The organism is Sutcliffiella halmapala, from assembly GCF_050107295.1.
Taxonomy (GTDB): domain Bacteria; phylum Bacillota; class Bacilli; order Bacillales; family Bacillaceae_I; genus Sutcliffiella_A; species Sutcliffiella_A halmapala_A.
In genome coordinates, this window is the sequence record NZ_JBNIKR010000006.1 from 70,978 (window position 1) to 90,748 (window position 19,771).

Sequence of the window (19,771 nt, forward strand, 5' to 3'; positions counted from 1 at the left end):
TTGGCTTCTTGCTTTTTAGTATAGATGCCCCAATAGGATGGAAGGAAAGTAGCAAGTAAGTAAGCCTATACATATGAAATGCTAGAGAGGGGTTAAACGAACTCATGGGACAAGACAAACAAGTCTATACTATTGATTGGGCTGGAAGAAGCCTTTCGGTAGAAATTGGCCAATTGGCGAAACAAGCAAATGGAGCTGTAATGGTTCGTTACGGTGACACTGCGGTATTGAGCACTGCAACTGCTTCAAAAGAACCGAAAAAATTAGATTTCTTCCCTTTGACTGTAAACTACGAAGAGAGATTGTATGCAGTCGGGAAAATTCCTGGTGGATTCATCAAGCGTGAAGGTCGTCCAAGTGAAAAAGCGATCCTTGCCAGCCGTCTGATTGACCGCCCGATCCGTCCGTTGTTTGCAGACGGATTCAGAAACGAAGTACAGGTCATCAGCATCGTGATGAGTGTGGATCAGAACTGTTCCTCTGAAATGGCTGCGATGTTTGGTTCATCTTTGGCATTATCCATTTCTGATATACCTTTTGAAGGACCAATTGCAGGTGTTACGGTTGGAAGAATTGATAACGAGTTTATCATCAATCCAAACGTGGAGCAATTGGAAAAGAGTGATATCAATCTGGTTGTTGCCGGTACAAAAGATGCCATCAACATGGTAGAAGCAGGGGCAGATGAAGTGCCGGAAGAAGTGATGCTTGAAGCAATCATGTTCGGTCACGAAGAAATCAAGCGCCTGATCTCATTCCAGGAAGAGATTGTAAAAGCAGTCGGTAAAGAAAAGACTGAAATCGCTTTGTATGAAGTGGACAAAAACCTGGAAAACGAAATCCGTGCTCTTGCCGAGGAAGATATGACAACAGCTGTACAAGTATTTGAAAAGCATGCACGTGAAGCTGCCATCAAAGAAGTAAAAGCGGCGGTCCTTGCAAGATACGAAGAGCAGGAAGCGGAAGCAGATACACTTAAACAAGTAAATGAAATTTTGAGCATGCTTGTAAAGGAAGAAGTAAGAAGACTTATCACAGAAGATAAGGTACGTCCGGATGGCCGTAAGAGCGATGAAATCCGCCCATTATCCTCTGAGGTTGGATTACTTCCTCGTACACATGGTTCAGGGTTATTTACTCGTGGACAAACTCAAGCATTGAGCATCTGTACATTAGGAGCACTTGGCGATGTTCAGATTTTGGATGGTCTTGGAGTGGAAGAAGAGAAGCGCTTTATGCATCACTATAACTTCCCATTATTCAGTGTTGGTGAAACAGGTCCGATGAGAGGTCCAGGCCGTCGTGAAATCGGTCACGGTGCCCTTGGTGAACGTGCACTTGAACCTGTCCTGCCTTCTGAAAAGGACTTCCCATATACGGTTCGTCTTGTTTCCGAAGTATTGGAGTCAAACGGTTCCACTTCCCAAGCAAGTATTTGTGCCAGCACTTTAGCAATGATGGATGCAGGTGTTCCAATCAAGTCACCTGTAGCAGGAATTGCAATGGGCTTAATCAAAAAAGGCGAACATTATACAGTACTATCCGATATCCAAGGTATGGAAGATCACCTGGGAGACATGGATTTCAAGGTTGCAGGAACTTTAAAAGGTGTTACGGCACTTCAAATGGATATTAAAATTGAAGGGCTTTCCCGTGAAATTCTGGAAGAAGCATTACAGCAAGCGAAAGTTGGCCGTATGCATATTCTGGAGTCCATGCTTGCGACTCTGAATGAGTCTCGTAAAGAGCTATCCCAGTATGCTCCTAAAATCCTGATGATGGCAATCAATCCGGATAAGATCCGCGATGTAATCGGACCGAGCGGAAAACAAATCAATAAGATTATTGAGGAAACTGGCGTTAAAATAGATATTGAACAGGACGGAACGGTCTTTATCTCCTCTGTAGACAGTTCAATGAACGAAAAGGCCAAAAAGATCATCGAAGATATCGTGCGTGAAGTACAAGTAGGAGAAATCTATCTTGGAAAAGTTAAGCGCATCGAGAAGTTTGGTGCATTCGTCGAATTGTTCAGCGGCAAAGACGGTCTTGTTCATATTTCAGAGCTTGCAGAAGAACGTGTGAAACAAGTGGAGGACGTTGTGAAGCTTGGCGAAGAAGTGTTGGTGAAAGTAATGGAGATCGACAAGCAAGGAAGAGTAAATCTTTCCAGAAAAGTACTCCTTAAAGAGCAAAAAGAAAAGAATGAACAAATGTCTTAAAAATTGAGCCTGGTGAAGACCGGGCTTTTTTTGCAATAGGCTAACATTGCTTTATGTTCTACCTTGTCCCCTTTCTACATAAATTCTAGTAGAAAGGGGGAAGGCTAGAATGAAAAGATCAATATTACAAATGGCAGCTTTTACGATTGTAGCTTTTTTTACATATAAAACGGTGAGTCATCCAAATCCGGAGGATCTTACCAAATCGCTGTCACTAAATCTTTCGGAAGTTTCCAAGCAGAAGGATGCTTTATATGGAGAGATTGAAGAGAAAGCACAAGACTACGAGGTTGCAGCCCAGGATGCCAAGATAGATAAGGTATGGAAAGCGCAACCTGGCCTGAACGGGCTGAAGGTCAACGTGGAAAAATCATATGAAAATATGAAGAAAAATGGTGTATTCGATGAGAAAAAACTCGTAATGGATCAGGTAGCTCCGAAGGTTCACCTGAGTGATCTCCCAGCTTCCCCCATTTACCGCGGACATCCCGATAAACAAATGGCATCTTTTTTGATAAATGTAGCATGGGGAAATGAGCATATTCCGGGGATGCTAGAAACATTAAAGAAACATGGGGTACAAGCAACGTTTTTCCTTGAAGGGCGGTGGGTCAAGGAGAATCCATCCATGGCGAAAATGATTGTCGAAGCTGGGCATGAAGTGGGCAACCACTCCTATACCCATCCTAATATGAAGACACTCGGCGCTGATGCAGTTCGGGAACAATTAGTGAAAACAAACGAAGTAATAGAAGCGATTACAGGCAACGATGTTGTTTGGTTTGCACCGCCGAGTGGAAGCTACCGGGATGAAGTTGTCGCCATTGCTCATGACTTGAGGCTTGGCACTATAATGTGGAGTGTGGATACCATCGATTGGCAGCGGCCAGAGCCGAATGTGCTGGTCAATCGGGTGATGGGGAAAATTCACCCAGGTGCCATGATTCTCATGCATCCCACACCATCGACGGCGCAGGCATTGGAAACGCTTATCATTTCAATTAAAGAAAAAGGGCTGGAACTAGGATCTGTTTCCTCTTTGCTAAGTGAAGAGAGAATCACACATCACCACTAGAATTGGCAGACTTGAATAGGAGGATTATCGTTGCTTACTACACATACATGTTCAAATGGAGTAAGAATCGTAGTAGAAAATATACCACATGTCCGCTCTGTTGCAATCGGCGTCTGGATTGGTACCGGTTCTAGAAATGAAGACCATGAAAATAATGGGGTATCCCATTTCCTGGAGCATATGTTCTTTAAAGGGACCAAAACGAAGAATGCAAGAGAAATAGCAGAGGCATTCGATTCCATTGGCGGACAGGTGAATGCTTTTACTTCAAAAGAATATACATGCTATTACGCAAAGGTAATGGATGAACATTCCGATTACGCTCTAGGAGTTCTTGCAGATATGTTCTTTCATTCCATCTTTGATGAGGAAGAACTGAAAAAAGAGAAAAATGTCGTGTACGAAGAAATCAAAATGTATGAGGATGCACCAGACGACATAGTCCATGACGTTTTAAGCAGAGCCTCCTATGGAAATCATCCACTAGGCTATCCAATACTGGGTACAGAAGGTACGTTATCCACTTTTAATGGAGATACATTGCGAAATTATATGAAGGAAACCTATACTCCAGATAATGTAGTCATTTCGGTGGCAGGGAATATTGAAGATTCTTTCATAAAAGAAATCGAAGCGCATTTTGGAAGCTATGAAACTGGATTCTCCAAACGCGACTTTGTAAAGCCCGCTTTTGAAACGGGACGCATCGCTAAAAAGAAAACAACAGAACAGGCCCATCTATGCCTTGGATACAATGGCTTACCGATAGGTGATAAGGACATTTACAATCTGATTGTACTGAATAATGTATTGGGCGGGAGCATGAGCAGCCGTCTATTCCAGGATGTACGTGAAGAACGGGGACTTGCCTATTCGGTCTATTCCTACCATTCCACCTATCAGGACAACGGGATGCTGACCATCTACGGTGGTACAGGCAGTAGCCAACTAGACCTTCTATTTGAAACGATCCAGCAAACACTGGAAAAGCTGAAAACAGATGGAATAACTCAAAAAGAGCTCGTGAACAGTAAAGAACAGATAAAGGGCAGCCTGATGCTGAGCCTCGAGAGTACCAATAGCCGCATGAGCAGAAACGGTAAAAACGAGCTGCTACTGGGCAGACATCGTTCACTTGATGATATATTGGAACGTATCAATAGCATTACAGAGGAGTCTGTCAACAGCCTAGCAAAGAAAATCTTCACGGATGAATATTCTGTCGCGTTGATCAGCCCTGATGGGGAATTGCCAAATTCCCTAAAAGAATAAATATTTCGCCTGCTGGGAAAACTAGCAGGTTTTTTTTCGTTAACTCCTTAATATATTAGGTATAAGGAGGCGATGCGTATGAGACTGAGTGAAATGAGCGGAAAAGAGATAGTGGATGTAAAACGCGCTGAAAGATTAGGAATCTTGGGACATACTGATTTGGAAATCAACGAAAACACGGGGGAAATCAGATCACTGATCATCCCCTCGGTAAAATGGTTCGGACTGAAGAAAGAGGGAAGCGATATCCGCGTGCCCTGGCAGCATATCAAGAAAATTGGAACGGATATGATCATCATTGATATTCCGGATGAGGAATAGGGAGAGGCCCGGCTTGTAGCCGGGTCTTTTTTTGTGATTTACTTAAAAATCGAGTCCGCCCTGCTTCCATAGAGCCTCATTTACACCCACCTTACCAAAATCCTCGCACCACTATTCAACTTCCCTGCACCTTTATACGCCTATTCAATCACAGAATTTCTTAAGATGACATAAGATGTGGAAGTAAGAAAAGTTGATGTTATGGTTTCAATACTTTCACGAAATAGAAGAAGGTGAACTTATATGCTGACCGGAATGCACATAGCTGTCATTGGCGGTGATGCAAGGCAGCTGGAAGTGATTCGTAAGCTTATTGAGCTGGACGCAAAGCTTTCGCTAGTTGGATTTGATCAATTGGATCACGGCTTTACTGGTGCTTCAAAAGAGCAAATAGATGAAGTGGATTTTTCCACGGTTAGTGCCATTATCCTACCTGTTCCTGGGACGAATTTAGAAGGGCAAGTGGATACCATATTTTCGAACGAGAAGATTAGTTTGACGGAAGAACTTGTCAAACAGACTCCGGGCCATTGCACCATCTACTCAGGAATTACCAATAGCTATCTTGATCATCTCGTAACAAGTACCGGACGGAAGCTGGTGCAGTTGTTTGAGCGGGATGACGTCGCTATTTATAATGCGATACCTACCGTGGAAGGAACAATCATGATGGTTATCCAGCACACGGATATTACCATCCATAATTCAAAGGTAGCGGTACTTGGGCTAGGTAGAGTAGGGATGAGTGTTGCACGGACATTTGCAGCTCTTGGCGCAAATGTAAGAGTTGGAGCAAGAAAATCAGAGCATATTGCACGGATTTTTGAAATGGGATTGGCTCCATTTTCATTGAAAGATCTGTCCTCCCATGTATCGGATGTGGATGTGGTCATCAACACCATCCCGCAGATGATTGTGACTTCTAATGTTATTTCAAAGATGCCTGCACACACATTGATTATAGACCTGGCATCCAAACCGGGTGGAACGGATTTCCGCTATGCAGAAAAAAGAGGAATAAAAGCATTACTGGCACCAGGACTTCCAGGCATTGTTGCTCCGAAAACAGCGGGTCAGATAGTGGCCAATGTGCTGGCACAGTTACTTAAGGAAGGTATGGATGGGAGAGGGGAGAATTAATATGGATTTAAAAGGTAAACGATTAGGGTTTGGATTAACCGGTTCACACTGCACATACGACGCAGTGGTGCCTGAATTGAAAAAGTTAGTGGATGCAGGTGCAGATGTCCTTCCAGTTGTTTCATTCACCGTACAGAATACCAATACCCGATTCGGTGAAGGGGAAGCGTGGATCAAAAGAATAGAGGAAATAACAGGAAACAAAGTAATTGACTCCATTGTAAAAGCAGAGCCACTAGGACCGAAAATTCCGTTGGACTGTATGGTCATCGCGCCGTTGACCGGAAATTCCATGAGCAAGTTGGCAAATGCACTGACTGAATCACCAGTACTGATGGCTGCAAAAGCCACACTCCGCAATCATAAGCCGGTTGTACTTGGTATTTCCACTAATGACGCGTTAGGGTTGAATGGGATGAATCTTATGAGGCTGATGTCCACAAAGAATATCTATTTCATTCCATTTGGTCAGGATGCTCCGGAAAAGAAACCAAATTCAATGGTTGCCAGAATGGAAATGCTGGTGCCGACAGTACTGCATGCACTTGAAAACAAACAAGTACAACCGGTCATAGTTGAACGTTACAAAGATGACCTATAGAATATAGTGTGCGGGAAGAGAAGAAAAAGTTAAATTTTCTTCTCTTCTTTATTTGAGTAATATGATAAAATTAAAAATTAAGTATGAATGTTTATACTATTTTATTTGTTATGGAGAGGTGCTTGAATAGATGAAGGGTTATCATGTAGCAGTAGTAGGAGCAACAGGGGCAGTTGGACAGCAAATGCTTCATACATTAGAAGAAAGAAACTTTCCGATTGAGAAGCTGACACTATTGTCATCAGAGCGCTCAGCAGGTAAAAAGATCATGTATAAAGGACAGGAATATACAATTGAAAAAGCAGAACCAGCGAAATTCGACGGTGTTCAAATAGCATTGTTCAGTGCAGGAGGCAGCGTTTCCAAGGAGTTGGCTCCAGAAGCAGCCAAAAGAGGCGCCATCGTCGTGGACAATACGAGTGCATTCCGTATGGATCCAAATGTACCGCTTGTTGTACCTGAAGTGAATAAATCAGATCTGAACGACCACAATGGGATCATTGCCAACCCGAACTGCTCCACCATCCAGATGGTAGTCGCGCTTGAACCAATCCGTCAAAAATTCGGATTATCTAAGATCATCGTTTCCACTTATCAGGCAGTTTCCGGTGCAGGAGCGGCTGCCATTGAGGAGCTTGAGTCCCAATCCCAGGCTATCCTGAACAAAGAGGAATTCACTCCTGGAATACTTCCTGTCAAGGGTGACAAAAAGCATTATCAAATCGCATTCAACGCCATTCCGCAGATTGATAAATTTGAAGACAATGGCTATACATTTGAAGAACTCAAAATGATTAATGAAACAAAGAAAATCATGCATGCACCTGACCTGCAGGTTGCCGCAACTTGTGTACGCTTGCCAGTTGTCACAGGACATTCCGAGAGTGTATATATTGAAATTGAGGACGAAAATGTGAATGTTCAAGATATTAAAGCGCTTCTTCAAAACGCACCTGGTGTGGTACTGCAAGACAAACCGGAAGAACAGCTGTACCCGATGCCTGCAAATTGTGTGGGCTTGAATGATGTGTTTGTCGGACGAATCAGACAAGACCTTGATAACAAAAAAGGTTTCCATTTATGGGTTGTTTCCGATAATCTTCTAAAAGGCGCAGCCTGGAACTCCGTGCAAATTGCAGAAAGCTTAGTTGAACTAGGGATTGTAAAATAAAATTCCCATCAGGCAAGGTCCAGATCTATACCGGCCTTTTCTTTTCTGCTGTAGACTCCACCTCTTATCTTGAACAATGACATTCCTATGCATCAGGTACTATTTTGACAGCATGTTTCGTATGTATTATGGATGTTTTAAAACAAAGAGGTGCCATGACATGAAGATAATTGTTCAAAAATTTGGTGGAACGTCTGTTAGAGATAAAAAAAGCAGGGAATGCGCTTTCCGGCATATCAAAAAGGCAGTAGGTGAGGGCTTTAAGGTAGTGGTGGTTGTTTCTGCTATGGGACGAAAAGGGGAGCCCTATGCTACAGATACCCTCCTTAGCTTGATTGGCAATGGAAGTCACTCTGTTTCAAGACGTGAAATAGATAGTTTATTGTCATGCGGGGAGATTATTTCCGCTGTCGTTTTCAGTAATATGCTCATCCAAAATGGGTTGTCAGCAACATCATTCAATGGCCCGCAGGCTGGATTTCGCACGAATAATGACCATATGAATGCCCGTATCGTTGATATGAAATGTGACCGGCTTTTGGAAGCATTTGATAAACATGATGTCGTGGTCGTTGCAGGGTTCCAGGGAGAAGCAAAAAATGGGGACATCTGCACGATAGGGCGAGGAGGAAGCGATACCTCCGCCGCTGCTCTGGGCTCCGCATTACAAGCTGAGTGGATCGATATTTTCACAGATGTGGAAGGTGTCATGACGGCCGATCCGAGAATTGTAAAGGATGCCCGCCCTTTAACTGTAGTTACGTATAATGAAATTTGCAATATGGCCTATCAAGGGGCAAAGGTCATCCATCCGCGTGCAGTGGAGATAGCTATGCAAGCAAAGATCCCGATTCGTATCCGTTCCACATATTCGGAGTCACCAGGAACCCTTGTGACTACTTTGGATAAGGTAAGTAAGGGGTCAGATGTGAAAGATCGGTTGATCACAGGAATTGCCCATGTTCCGAATGTGACACAAATTAAAGTGTATGCAAAAGAAGGAAATTACGGGATACAAACAGAAGTATTCCGTGCAATGGCAAATGAGCAGATCAGCGTAGATTTTTTCAATATTTCACCTACTAGTGTTGTATATACAGTAACAGACGAAATGAGTGATAAGGCAATATCCGTGCTGAAGAAATTAGGTTATGAGCCAAAAGTGACCCGTCATTGCGCGAAGGTCGCCACTGTCGGAGCAGGTATGTCAGGAGTGCCTGGTGTGACCGCGAAGATTGTTACGGCCTTATCGGAACTTGGTATTCAGATTCTTCAATCGGCGGATAGCCATACGACCATTTGGGTCCTTGTCAGACAGGATGATATGATTCAGGCAGTGAACGCCTTGCACAAAGCTTTTAATCTGGCAAATAAACAACTAACCATTCTACAAGCAATAGTAGATGAAGGAGAGATTCAAGTACATGATTAACTTTGGAAAAGTTTCAACAGCAATGGTGACACCTTTTGATAACAATGGAAATATAGATTTTGAGAAGACGACCCTTCTAGTGGACTATTTGATCAAAAATGGAACGGATTCATTGGTTGTTGCAGGTACTACCGGTGAATCACCGACTCTATCAACAGAAGAGAAGCTGGCATTATTCAGTCATGTTGTAGAAGTCGCAGCTGGACGTATTCCCGTAATAGCCGGGACAGGAAGCAACAACACCAGGGCTTCGATCGATCTTTCCAAGAAGGCGGAAGAAATCGGTGTGGATGCGATTATGCTTGTGGCACCATACTATAATAAACCGAGTCAAGAGGGATTGTATCAGCATTTTAAAGCTATCGCTGCAGAAACTTCCCTCCCAGTGATGCTTTATAATATTCCAGGCAGATCTGTAGTCAATATGAGTGTAGACACCATTGTCCGATTAGCTGAAATAGAAAATATCGTGGCGGTAAAAGAAGCAAGCGGCAATTTGGATGCCATGACTGAAATAATTGCGAATACACCAGATGAGTTTATGCTTTACAGCGGGGATGATGGGCTTTCATTGCCAGTACTATCAATCGGTGGCAATGGAGTCGTGTCGGTTGCGTCCCACGTAATGGGTAACGAGATGCAGGAAATGATTCAAGCTTTTGAATCTGGGGAGCATGCGGTTGCTGCAAAAATCCATCAAACCTTGCTTCCTGTCATGAAAGGTCTGTTCAGTGCACCAAGTCCTACACCTGTCAAAACAGCCTTGCAGCTTAAAGGCATGGATGTCGGAGGGGTAAGACTTCCAATGGTGCCACTTTCCCAAGAAGAAAGGGAAACGCTTACTGCACTTCTAAAAACGGTATAACTACAAAACGAAAGACCAGGGCTCTCTTTAAAAGAGACTTTGGTCTTTTTTGATTATTCTGGATTGTGTTATATTCATAATATTTCTTGTATTCCAATTCTTGCATACGTTATAATATTGTCAAATGACTGAGCGGATATTCTTTTAGCTAAGTAGGCTAAGTAAAGTTTCAATTCTAAACAGCATAAAAAGAAGAAAGCATATTTGTCATCCAATTTTTACATACATATAGGAGGGAAGACTGTGAGTACAGCAAAGACAGAGAAGCTAAGAGTATTTTCCCTTGGAGGCGTTGGAGAAATCGGGAAAAACATGTACGTGCTTGAAATCGATGAGTACATATATGTGATAGACGCAGGTGTGATGATTCCGGAGGATGGGATGCTTGGGATTGATATGGTGATTCCCGATGTATCTTATCTTGTTGAAAATAAAGATAGAATACAAGGCATATTCTTGACACATGGACATGAAGAGCATATTGGGGCTTTAGCATATATCCTCAGAAAATTAAAAGTACCGGTATATGGGACGAAGTTGACCTTGGCACTTGCAGAAGAGCTTGTCAAAGGCGAGGGGCTTTCAGGACAAGTTACCTTCCATGAAATTAACGGGGACACCGTTCTGGATCTTCCAAAAACGGAAATCATCTTTTTCCGCACCAATCATAGCATCCCAGAATCAGTGGGAATCTGTTTCCGTACATCCCAGGGGGCAATTGTACATACAGGTGATTTTAAATTTGATCAATCCCAATTGGCTGAAACCGCTGATATTGGAAAAATGGCGAAAATCGGGAACGATGGAGTCTTATGTGTACTCTCCGATTGTATGAATGCAGAAAAGCCTGGATATACCATTTCAGAAGGGATTGTAAAACAGGAAATTGCCGATGTGATTTACAATGCAAAGGGCAGAGTGTTTGCGGCCTGTCTGGCAACGAATCTTGCCAGAATACAGCAAATCGTCCAGGCAACTCTCGAAAGCAAACGAAAGCTGGTAATCGTATCCCACCCAACCAATAAAATTTTGGATATTGCTATGAAGCTTGGGTATTTGGAAATACCAGAGGATATAATCATTCCAGTTAACGAGATGGGCAATACGGATGATGAGAGAATGGTCGTCCTTACCATCGGGACCCATTCCCAGCTGATGACGTCCTTGCTGAAAATGGCGAAAGGTACTCATAAGCATGTACAGATTCAGGAACATGATGTGGTCATGATTGCCGCTTCTCCATCCCCGGGCACAGAACTTACAGTGTCCAAGGCTATTGATAAAATCTACCGCGCTGGGGCAATGGTGATTTATGGGCAAAAGAAGATTCACGTTTCCGGGCATGGCTGCCAGGAAGAATTAAAGCTAATGCTAAATCTACTAAAGCCTAAGTTCGTCATACCTATACAAGGTGAATATAAAAGGCAGATGGCACTTTCCAAAGTGGCAAAAAGTGTCGGCATAAAGGATAATTCAATCTTCCTTCTTGAAAAGGGGGAGGTAATGGAGTTCAATCGCGAAGAAGCGAAATATGGAGGAAAAGTGTTTGCAGGCAATGTCCTGATTGATGGTTTAGGTGTTGGGGATATAGGTAATATCGTCCTTCGCGACCGCCGTCTTCTATCACAGGATGGCATCATGATTGTGGTGGTTTCTATAAATAGAGGGCAGAAAACGATTGTTGCAGGACCTGAAATCATCTCACGAGGCTTTGTCTATGTACGGGAGTCTGAGCAGTTGCTGGAAAAAGCGAACGAGATCGTTACCGGAATCCTTGATCAGGCAGTAAAAGAGCATGTGATGGAATGGTCGAGTCTGAAGCTGAAAATCAGAGAATCCCTGAACCAGCACCTTTATGAGAAAACAAGAAGAAGACCAATGATATTACCAATCATCATGGAAGTTTAAATAAATAAATCAAGCCGTCAGGGAACTGCTTCCCTGGCGGCTTTTTTCTTATTTTATGGATAATGCAAAGAATGAAATTGCTCTTTGGGTTAATACTAGAATAGATTAGTTTTTCCTAACAGATAGACGAAAGGAGCAATTAGCATGACGGAATATACATACCAGTCTTCAGGGGAGCCGCCCCAGGAACCCAATAAACAGGATGCCGGGAAGGATTCTTTAGTAAATAAAATTCAACAGCTTGGCCAAACAAATGTGCCACAGATGCCAGCAGATTCAAAAATTCATTGTTTGACAATCGTGGGACAGATCGAGGGGCATGTCCAATTGCCGCCTCAGAATAAGACTACGAAATATGAGCATGTCATTCCACAGATCGTGGCCATTGAACAAAACCCTAATATAGAAGGCCTATTGGTCATTCTGAATACTGTAGGGGGGGATGTGGAAGCTGGTCTTGCAATATCGGAAATGCTGGCATCCCTGTCTAAACCGACTGTGTCGCTCGTTTTGGGGGGTGGCCATTCCATCGGGGTACCAATTGCAGTGTCCTGCGACTATTCCTTTATTGCTGAAACGGCAACAATGACCATTCATCCGGTACGACTGACAGGTCTTGTAATAGGAGTTCCTCAGACATTTGAGTATTTGGATAAGATGCAGGACCGGGTCATCAACTTTGTGACAAAAAACTCCAATGTCACTGAAGAGAAATTCAAGGAGTTGATGCTTTCAAAAGGGAACCTGACCAGGGATATAGGGACCAATGTTGTTGGGTCTGATGCCGTGGAATACGGGCTGATTGATCAGGTGGGTGGTGTCGGAAAGGCAATAAAGAAACTTAATGAGCTTGTCGAAGCACGCCTGGAACATTCGGAAGGGAAGTTGCTTCAATGATTTTGTATACGACCATGCCTCAGGAGATCATTTTCCCTGCCGACAACAGCGAATATGAAAAGCAGCGTGTTATTGCCTATAATGGAATCTCGATGGTTGTTCAACAGACGGAAATGAATTCTTATCAGATTGTACGAAATCTCAGTACAGATCCTGCTCATTACCTGAATAGTGATTATGCACCCGGTCAAACCATTTACCTAGGTCCATCATACAATTAACCGGGTAAAGGATGATATTTTCAGTAAACTACCTTTCAAGAAGAATGGCTTATGATATAATACAAGCATCAGAGGAAAAAGCAGCCATTTTTGTTGGCTGCTTTCTTCTTCTCATTATGGTATTAGATAGGTGAATAAAATGTCAAAGCGGAAAAAAAGACCGAGTAAAAATCGAAATGAATGGAAAAGAACGGTCACCTTTGAGGTGATGGGTCTGTTGATGCTTGCAGTAACATGTATTGCCATAGCAAAGCTGGGTATGGTAGGGCATGCCTTTGTTTTGGTATTCCGCTTCTTTAGCGGGGAATGGTATATGCTCATGCTGCTTGGCTTGTTGATTCTATCAGGCTATATAATCTGGAAGCGAGATATGCCTTCCTTTTTCACAAGGCAGTTGGTAGGTATTTATGTCATCATCATGTCGGTACTCCTATTGAGTCACGTCTCTTTATTCAAAATGTTATCCAGAGGCGGGACATTTGCAGATCCTTCTGTTATTGCAAATACTTGGGAACTATTCTGGTTTGAAGTAAATGGGGAAACCAGTACAACCGATTTGGGCGGAGGCATGATTGGAGCAGTTCTCTTTGCACTATTTCACCTTCTATTTGACGCAAAAGGTGCACAATGGATAGCGACAATCTTTATTGTGATCGGGATTATCCTGGTTACAGGCAAATCATTGAACGATACAGTCATCAGAGTGGCAGTGGGACTTTTTACTTTTATAAAAGAACAGTGGTTGGCCTTTACAGAAGATATGAAGGTGTGGAGAACGGATAGCAAGAAGCGAAAAAAAGAAAAACAATCGGTAAAAGCTCAAAAAGATCCGGAAGTGAAAAATACCGTAAAAGAAGAAGTGGTAGTAATCGAGGAGCAGGGAGACGAAGTCATTGCCCCACCGATCATTTCCTCCTTCAATGACCGATCTGAACATATGCAAAAAGGGGAAGGTACAAAGAAAGCGAAGTCCCCTGCTGAAAGTAAGTCTGAAGTGGAACCAGAGGAGGAACTGGATGTTACTATAGCAGCTCCAATGGCCTTCACGGAAGTGGAGAACAAAGAATATCAGCTACCTTCCTTGGATTTATTGAACGAACCCATTACCAATCATCAGACAACGGAGCATGAAAATATCTATCAGAATGCCCGTAAGCTTGAAAAAACATTTGCTAGCTTCGGGGTAAAGGCGAAGGTCACAAAAGTCCATTTGGGACCTGCCGTCACCAAATACGAAGTGTATCCTGATGTGGGAGTGAAAGTCAGCAAGATTGTGAATCTAAGTGACGATCTGGCACTGGCGTTGGCCGCAAAGGATATTCGTATAGAAGCCCCAATCCCTGGAAAGTCGGCTATTGGAATTGAAGTGCCTAATAATGAGGTGGCCATGGTCTCACTTCGAGAGGTATTGGATACAAAGCAGGCCGAAAAACCGGATGCAAAGCTGCTTATCGGGCTTGGGAGAGACATCTCCGGAGATGCTGTAGTAGCGGAATTGAATAAAATGCCGCATCTACTTGTTGCAGGTGCGACCGGGAGCGGAAAAAGTGTCTGCATTAATGGCATCATTACTAGTATTCTCGTACGGGCGAAGCCGCATGAAGTGAAAATGATGATGATCGACCCTAAAATGGTGGAACTGAACATGTATAATGGTGTCCCGCATCTGCTTGCGCCAGTAGTGACAGATCCAAAAAAAGCATCACAGGCCCTGAAAAAGGTCGTAAATGAAATGGAACGAAGATATGAATTGTTTTCCCATACGGGTACGAGAAATATCGAAGGTTACAACGATTATATCAAGAGACATAACCAGGATGAAGAGGCGAAGCAGCCTTCCCTTCCATATATCGTCGTAATTGTGGATGAGTTGGCCGACCTGATGATGGTTGCCTCCTCCGATGTGGAGGATTGCATCACAAGGCTTGCACAGATGGCTCGTGCTGCAGGGATTCATTTGATCATTGCGACCCAGCGACCATCCGTTGATGTCATTACAGGGGTCATCAAGGCCAACATTCCTTCGAGAATCGCCTTCAGTGTATCCTCCCAGACAGACTCCAGGACCATTCTTGATATGGGTGGAGCAGAAAAGCTGTTGGGGCGTGGTGATATGCTATTCCTTCCTGTAGGTGCATCCAAGCCTGTCAGGGTGCAAGGTGCCTTCCTTTCGGATGAGGAAGTGGAACGTATAGTAGACTTTGTCATTGACCAGCAAAAGGCACAGTACCAAGAGGAGATGATTCCTCAGGATATCAATGAAGAAGTGGAAGAAGTGGAAGATGATTTGTATGATGATGCCGTTCAGCTTGTCCTCGAGATGCAAACTGCTTCGGTATCGATGCTTCAGAGACGCTTCAGGATAGGGTATACAAGAGCGGCACGCCTTATTGACGCGATGGAAGTCAGAGGGGTTGTTGGCCCTTATGAAGGCAGTAAGCCAAGGACCGTCTTAATGTCCAATTCCCACAGTGAAGACGTAGGATCATAAGATTGGAGGATAACAGATTTCTGTTATCCTCTTAATTTTATGGCTACCCAAAAAATAAGTGTGTATTCTGCACTCCCTGTTGATTTCCCTTCCAGGGGTTCGCTTTCCGCGGGGAGGTGCTTGAGCCTCCTCGGCATGCCTGCGGGGTCTCAAATCTACCCCTTGGGTCGCTGCGCCTATTGCGGAAATCAACAGCGGTGTTTAAAAGAGCGCTAATTTTATTATCAAATACTATATTTTCTATTTATTTTACGGGAGAATAGTGTTATATTATTTTGGATAAAAGGGCATATATAAATTGTTTTGTAAACGGTTAATGGGGGAAGAATTATGTCAATTCGGTCAGACAGTAGGCATTTATACTTACTAGTGGTAGATAAATTAAAACAGGATATCGATGATAAAATATATAAGGAAAAAGAAAAGCTGCCTTCCGAATTTGAGCTGTCACGCAGATTAGGTGTCAGCCGCGCGACTCTCAGGGAAGCGCTTCGAGTTCTAGAAGAAGAGAATATCGTTATCCGACGTCATGGAGTGGGGACTTTTGTCAATTCCAAGCCGGTTTTCTCTTCAGGCATTGAGCAATTGAACAGTGTGACAGAAATGATCTCACAAGCCGGCATGAAAGCGGGCACGATTTTCCTGACGTCCACCATTGAAAGCCCAACGGAAGAGGACATCAAGAAATTCGATGATCCTTCCATGGAGGAGCTTTTGCATTTTGAGCGGGTAAGAACAGCAAACGACCTGCCAGTGGTTTACTGCATCGATAAAATTCCGACAACGATTGTAGAAGACTACCAATCTTACAAAAATGAGTCATTGCTTGAGCTATTGGAAAAAGAAGCGGGCAGAACCGTATCCTATGCAGTGGCACACATTGAACCATTAGGCTATCATGATAAAATTTCTCCTATTCTCGAGTGCGAACCGGAGACAGCATTATTAGTGCTAAAACAGATGCACTACGATCAAAACGATGAACCGATTCTCTATTCCCTGAACTATTTCAGAGCGGATAAATTCAGTTTCCACGTCCTAAGAAAACGTCCATAATCACCACAAAAAAGTGACTTCCATTATGGGGGTCACTTTTTTTGTAAGGCTTAGAAAAGGAAAAGTGTTGATAATAATGACTCTAGCTGATGATTGGAGCAAAAGGCGGAGACTCCTACGGGTATTGCGGTAGGCTGGAGACCCAACAGGGCAAAGCCCGAGGAGGATCCAGCATCGCCCCTTGGGTCGCTGCGCCTATTGCGGAAATCAACAGCGGTGTTAACACCACCTCGCATAAAGTAACAATAATATTATTATGTAAACAAAATACATAAAAACCCGTTGCTAAAACTTGTAATACTTTCTAATAAACCTTTATATTGGAACTAAGACTAATTTTCATGAAATAATGAAAGAATAGTACTGACTTGTTTTAAATAGTAATGAATACTATGCGAAAAATTGAAAGCCTGCCTTTAAAGTGTAAAGTAAAGATGAAAAAATATTATACAATCTAAGGAGGAGATATCTTGAAGCTGATCGATGAACGAACATTTTCCCTCAATGGGGTAAAAGTTCATAATGTATCAACAGATAAATTTAAAACAAATACGCTAGTCCTTAAATTGATGGCACCACTTTCCGAGGAGGATGTCACCCTTCGAGCGCTGCTACCTTATGTGCTTCAAAACGGCACAAAATCCCATCCCAAGTCTTCGCATTTCCGTGGATATCTCGATGAGCTTTACGGTGCAAGCCTGGCGGTGGATCTAAGCAAAAAAGGGGAGTCACACATCATCACTTTTCGTTTGGAAATTGCGAATGAAAAGTTCCTTAAGGATACAACTCCTCTCTTGGAAAAAGGCATTCAGCTTCTTAGTGAGGTTCTCCTCCAGCCGGTTGTTGAAGGAGATTCCTTCGTTCAAGCCACTGTAGAAAAAGAAAAAAGGGCATTGAAGCAAAGAATACAATCTGTTTATGACGATAAGATGAGATACGCAAGCCAAAGGTTGATAGAAGAAATGTGCGGTGATGAGCCATACCGCCTGCAAGCAAATGGCCAAAGCGAACAGGTAGAGGGTATAACAGCTCAATCCCTTTATGAATATTACCAGCAGATGCTAAAAAACGATGACATCCATCTTTATGTAGTCGGGGATATTGAAGAATCGGAAGTAAAGGCATTTGTTGAGAAATACTTCACAATGGAGGAACAAGGAGAAAAAAAATCTTCTGCAATATCCGAGCATCCAAAGCTTTCCAAAGAGCCGAATGAGGTGATGGAACGCCAAGATGTGAAACAAGGGAAGCTTAATATGGGCTATCGGACAAATGTAACGTTCAATGATGACCTATATTATGCCCTGCAAGTCTTCAATGGAATATTCGGAGGATTTTCCCACTCCAAGCTATTCATTAATGTGAGGGAAAAAGAAAGCCTGGCATACTATGCTGCGTCAAGGGTAGAAAGCCATAAAGGTTTGCTGCTTGTAATGTCCGGTATTGATTTCTCCAATTATGATAAAGCGGTTAACATTATTCATAAGCAAGTGGAAGCGATGAGACAAGGGGAATATACCGATGCAGAAATCGCACAGACAAAAGCTGTCATTAAAAATCAGGTGCTCGAAACAATCGATACTGCACGTGGATTAATCGAGGTCCTCTATAATAATGAAGTCGCAGAAGCTGATAAACCGGTAGACCTTTTCCTCGAAGGGATCGAAAAGGTCACCAAGGAAGAGATCCAGCAGGTTGCCAAGATGGTCGAACTGGATACCATCTACTTTTTAACTGGAAAGGAGGCAGAATAAATGGAGAAAATAGAATTCAGCCAACTGGCAGAAACCCTATATCATGAAACCTTGGATAATGGACTCCAGGTTTACCTATTGCCTAAAGATGGCTTCCACAAAACCTATGCCACCTTTACAACCAAGTATGGTTCGATCGACAATCAGTTCATTCCTATTGATGTAGACGAGTACTTGCATGTACCTGATGGAATCGCACACTTTCTCGAGCACAAGTTGTTTGAAAAAGAGGACGGAGATGTGTTCCAGGATTTCAGTAAGCAAGGTGCATCGGCAAATGCCTTCACATCCTTTACAAGAACAGCCTATCTATTCTCCAGTACATCAAATGTCGAAAAAAATCTGGAGACATTGATGGACTTTGTGCAAAATCCATATTTCACAGAAAAAACAGTGGAGAAGGAAAAGGGGATCATCGGCCAGGAAATCACCATGTACGAAGATAACGCAGACTGGCGTGCCTACTTCGGCTTAATCGAAAGCATGTTCCATCATCATCCAGTGAAGATTGATATTGCCGGTACAAAGGAATCCATCGCAAAAATCACGAAGGATCTGCTGTATACCTGCTATGAAACGTTCTACCATCCAAGCAATATGCTGCTATTTGTTGTCGGACCAATGGATACAGAAAAAATGATGCAATTTATTAAAGATAACCAAACTAAGAAAACATTCAAGGAACCAAAGGAAATAAAAAGGCACTTCGAAGAGGAGCCGACCACCGTTCACGAGGCAAAGAAAGTCCTGAAGATGAATGTTCATACCTCCAAAAGCTTACTTGGAATTAAAGAGTCAACTCCAGATAAGCAAGGTGAGGAGCTTCTGAAGCACGAACTTACTGTCAATGTGCTATTGGATCTTCTGTTTGGCAAAAGTTCAGATCACTATCAAAAGCTATACGACGACGGACTTATCGACGAAACGTTTGCCTATGACTACACAGGTGAAAATGGATTTGGTTTTGCCATGCTTGGCGGAGATACAGCCCATCCCGATAAACTTGCTGAAAAGCTGAAAGAGATTCTGCTGTCCCTCGATCCTTCCACTATTAAAGAGGATGAATTGGAACGGATAAAGAAAAAGAAAATTGGATCCTTCCTGCGGGCATTAAATTCACCAGAGTTCATTGCCAACCAGTTCACAAGGTATGCATTCAATGAAATGGATCTATTCGAAGTAATCCCTCAGTTGGAAAAAATCACATTACAGGATCTCTCTGACGTGGCGAAAGCCCTTATTAAAGAGGAGGCTTTCACCGTTTGTCAGGTAGTACCGAAATAAAACCGGTCGACTCAACTGTGCAAAAGTATAGTTGAGTCGACTTCTTTCCTTTTATCGAAAT

General features: G+C 43.0%; 16 protein-coding genes. All 16 read left to right on the top strand.

Going from position 1 to position 19,771, the window contains the following annotated elements:
- The first annotated feature begins 104 nt into the window (after positions 1-104).
- The 16 genes from pnp to yfmH all read left to right on the top strand — a co-directional run bounded on the left by pnp (position 105) and on the right by yfmH (position 19,710).
- The gene (gene pnp / locus ACQCT5_RS11435) at positions 105-2,222 is read left to right on the top strand and encodes a polyribonucleotide nucleotidyltransferase (protein WP_499641949.1); all 2,118 of its coding nucleotides are present in this window, start codon (positions 105-107) and stop codon (positions 2,220-2,222) included.
- 109 nt (positions 2,223-2,331) lie between these two features.
- Positions 2,332-3,297: a polysaccharide deacetylase family protein gene (locus ACQCT5_RS11440; protein WP_499641951.1), complete on the top strand. Its 966-nt coding sequence runs from the start codon at positions 2,332-2,334 to the stop codon at positions 3,295-3,297.
- Between the two features lie 30 nt (positions 3,298-3,327).
- The gene (locus ACQCT5_RS11445; protein ID WP_499641953.1) at positions 3,328-4,569 is read left to right on the top strand and encodes a M16 family metallopeptidase; all 1,242 of its coding nucleotides are present in this window, start codon (positions 3,328-3,330) and stop codon (positions 4,567-4,569) included.
- A gap of 78 nt (positions 4,570-4,647) precedes the next feature.
- A complete protein-coding gene (locus tag ACQCT5_RS11450) occupies positions 4,648-4,890 on the top strand; it encodes a YlmC/YmxH family sporulation protein (RefSeq protein ID WP_417900517.1) in 243 nt (80 codons plus the stop codon).
- Between the two features lie 243 nt (positions 4,891-5,133).
- On the top strand, positions 5,134-6,030 hold the full coding sequence (gene dpaA / locus ACQCT5_RS11455) for a dipicolinic acid synthetase subunit A (protein WP_499641955.1): 897 nt from the start codon (positions 5,134-5,136) through the stop codon (positions 6,028-6,030).
- Between the two features lies 1 nt (position 6,031).
- The gene (locus ACQCT5_RS11460; RefSeq protein ID WP_386637421.1) at positions 6,032-6,631 is read left to right on the top strand and encodes a dipicolinate synthase subunit B; all 600 of its coding nucleotides are present in this window, start codon (positions 6,032-6,034) and stop codon (positions 6,629-6,631) included.
- 130 nt (positions 6,632-6,761) lie between these two features.
- On the top strand, positions 6,762-7,802 hold the full coding sequence (gene asd, locus ACQCT5_RS11465; RefSeq protein ID WP_499641959.1) for an aspartate-semialdehyde dehydrogenase: 1,041 nt from the start codon (positions 6,762-6,764) through the stop codon (positions 7,800-7,802).
- A 160-nt stretch (positions 7,803-7,962) separates the two neighbouring features.
- Complete coding sequence (gene dapG, locus ACQCT5_RS11470) at positions 7,963-9,234, top strand: aspartate kinase (protein WP_499641961.1); 1,272 nt, start codon at positions 7,963-7,965, stop codon at positions 9,232-9,234.
- Entirely contained in the window at positions 9,227-10,099 is an 873-nt protein-coding gene (gene dapA, locus ACQCT5_RS11475) for a 4-hydroxy-tetrahydrodipicolinate synthase (protein ID WP_499641962.1), read from the top strand. Before dapG ends, dapA begins: the two co-directional genes overlap by 8 nt.
- A gap of 243 nt (positions 10,100-10,342) precedes the next feature.
- A complete protein-coding gene (locus ACQCT5_RS11480) occupies positions 10,343-12,007 on the top strand; it encodes a ribonuclease J (protein ID WP_499641964.1) in 1,665 nt (554 codons plus the stop codon).
- Positions 12,008-12,151: 144 nt separating this feature from the next.
- Complete coding sequence (locus ACQCT5_RS11485) at positions 12,152-12,904, top strand: ClpP family protease (protein ID WP_499641966.1); 753 nt, start codon at positions 12,152-12,154, stop codon at positions 12,902-12,904.
- The gene (locus ACQCT5_RS11490; protein WP_499641968.1) at positions 12,901-13,125 is read left to right on the top strand and encodes a YlzJ-like family protein; all 225 of its coding nucleotides are present in this window, start codon (positions 12,901-12,903) and stop codon (positions 13,123-13,125) included. Before ACQCT5_RS11485 ends, ACQCT5_RS11490 begins: the two co-directional genes overlap by 4 nt.
- Positions 13,126-13,264: 139 nt before the next feature.
- Positions 13,265-15,616: an FtsK/SpoIIIE family DNA translocase gene (locus ACQCT5_RS11495; RefSeq protein WP_499641970.1), complete on the top strand. Its 2,352-nt coding sequence runs from the start codon at positions 13,265-13,267 to the stop codon at positions 15,614-15,616.
- Positions 15,617-15,946: 330 nt separating this feature from the next.
- Positions 15,947-16,672: a GntR family transcriptional regulator gene (locus tag ACQCT5_RS11500; protein WP_499641972.1), complete on the top strand. Its 726-nt coding sequence runs from the start codon at positions 15,947-15,949 to the stop codon at positions 16,670-16,672.
- 476 nt (positions 16,673-17,148) lie between these two features.
- Entirely contained in the window at positions 17,149-18,426 is a 1,278-nt protein-coding gene (gene yfmF, locus ACQCT5_RS11505) for an EF-P 5-aminopentanol modification-associated protein YfmF (RefSeq protein WP_499642365.1), read from the top strand.
- On the top strand, positions 18,427-19,710 hold the full coding sequence (gene yfmH / locus ACQCT5_RS11510) for an EF-P 5-aminopentanol modification-associated protein YfmH (protein WP_499641975.1): 1,284 nt from the start codon (positions 18,427-18,429) through the stop codon (positions 19,708-19,710).
- The last annotated feature ends 61 nt before the right edge of the window (positions 19,711-19,771 follow it).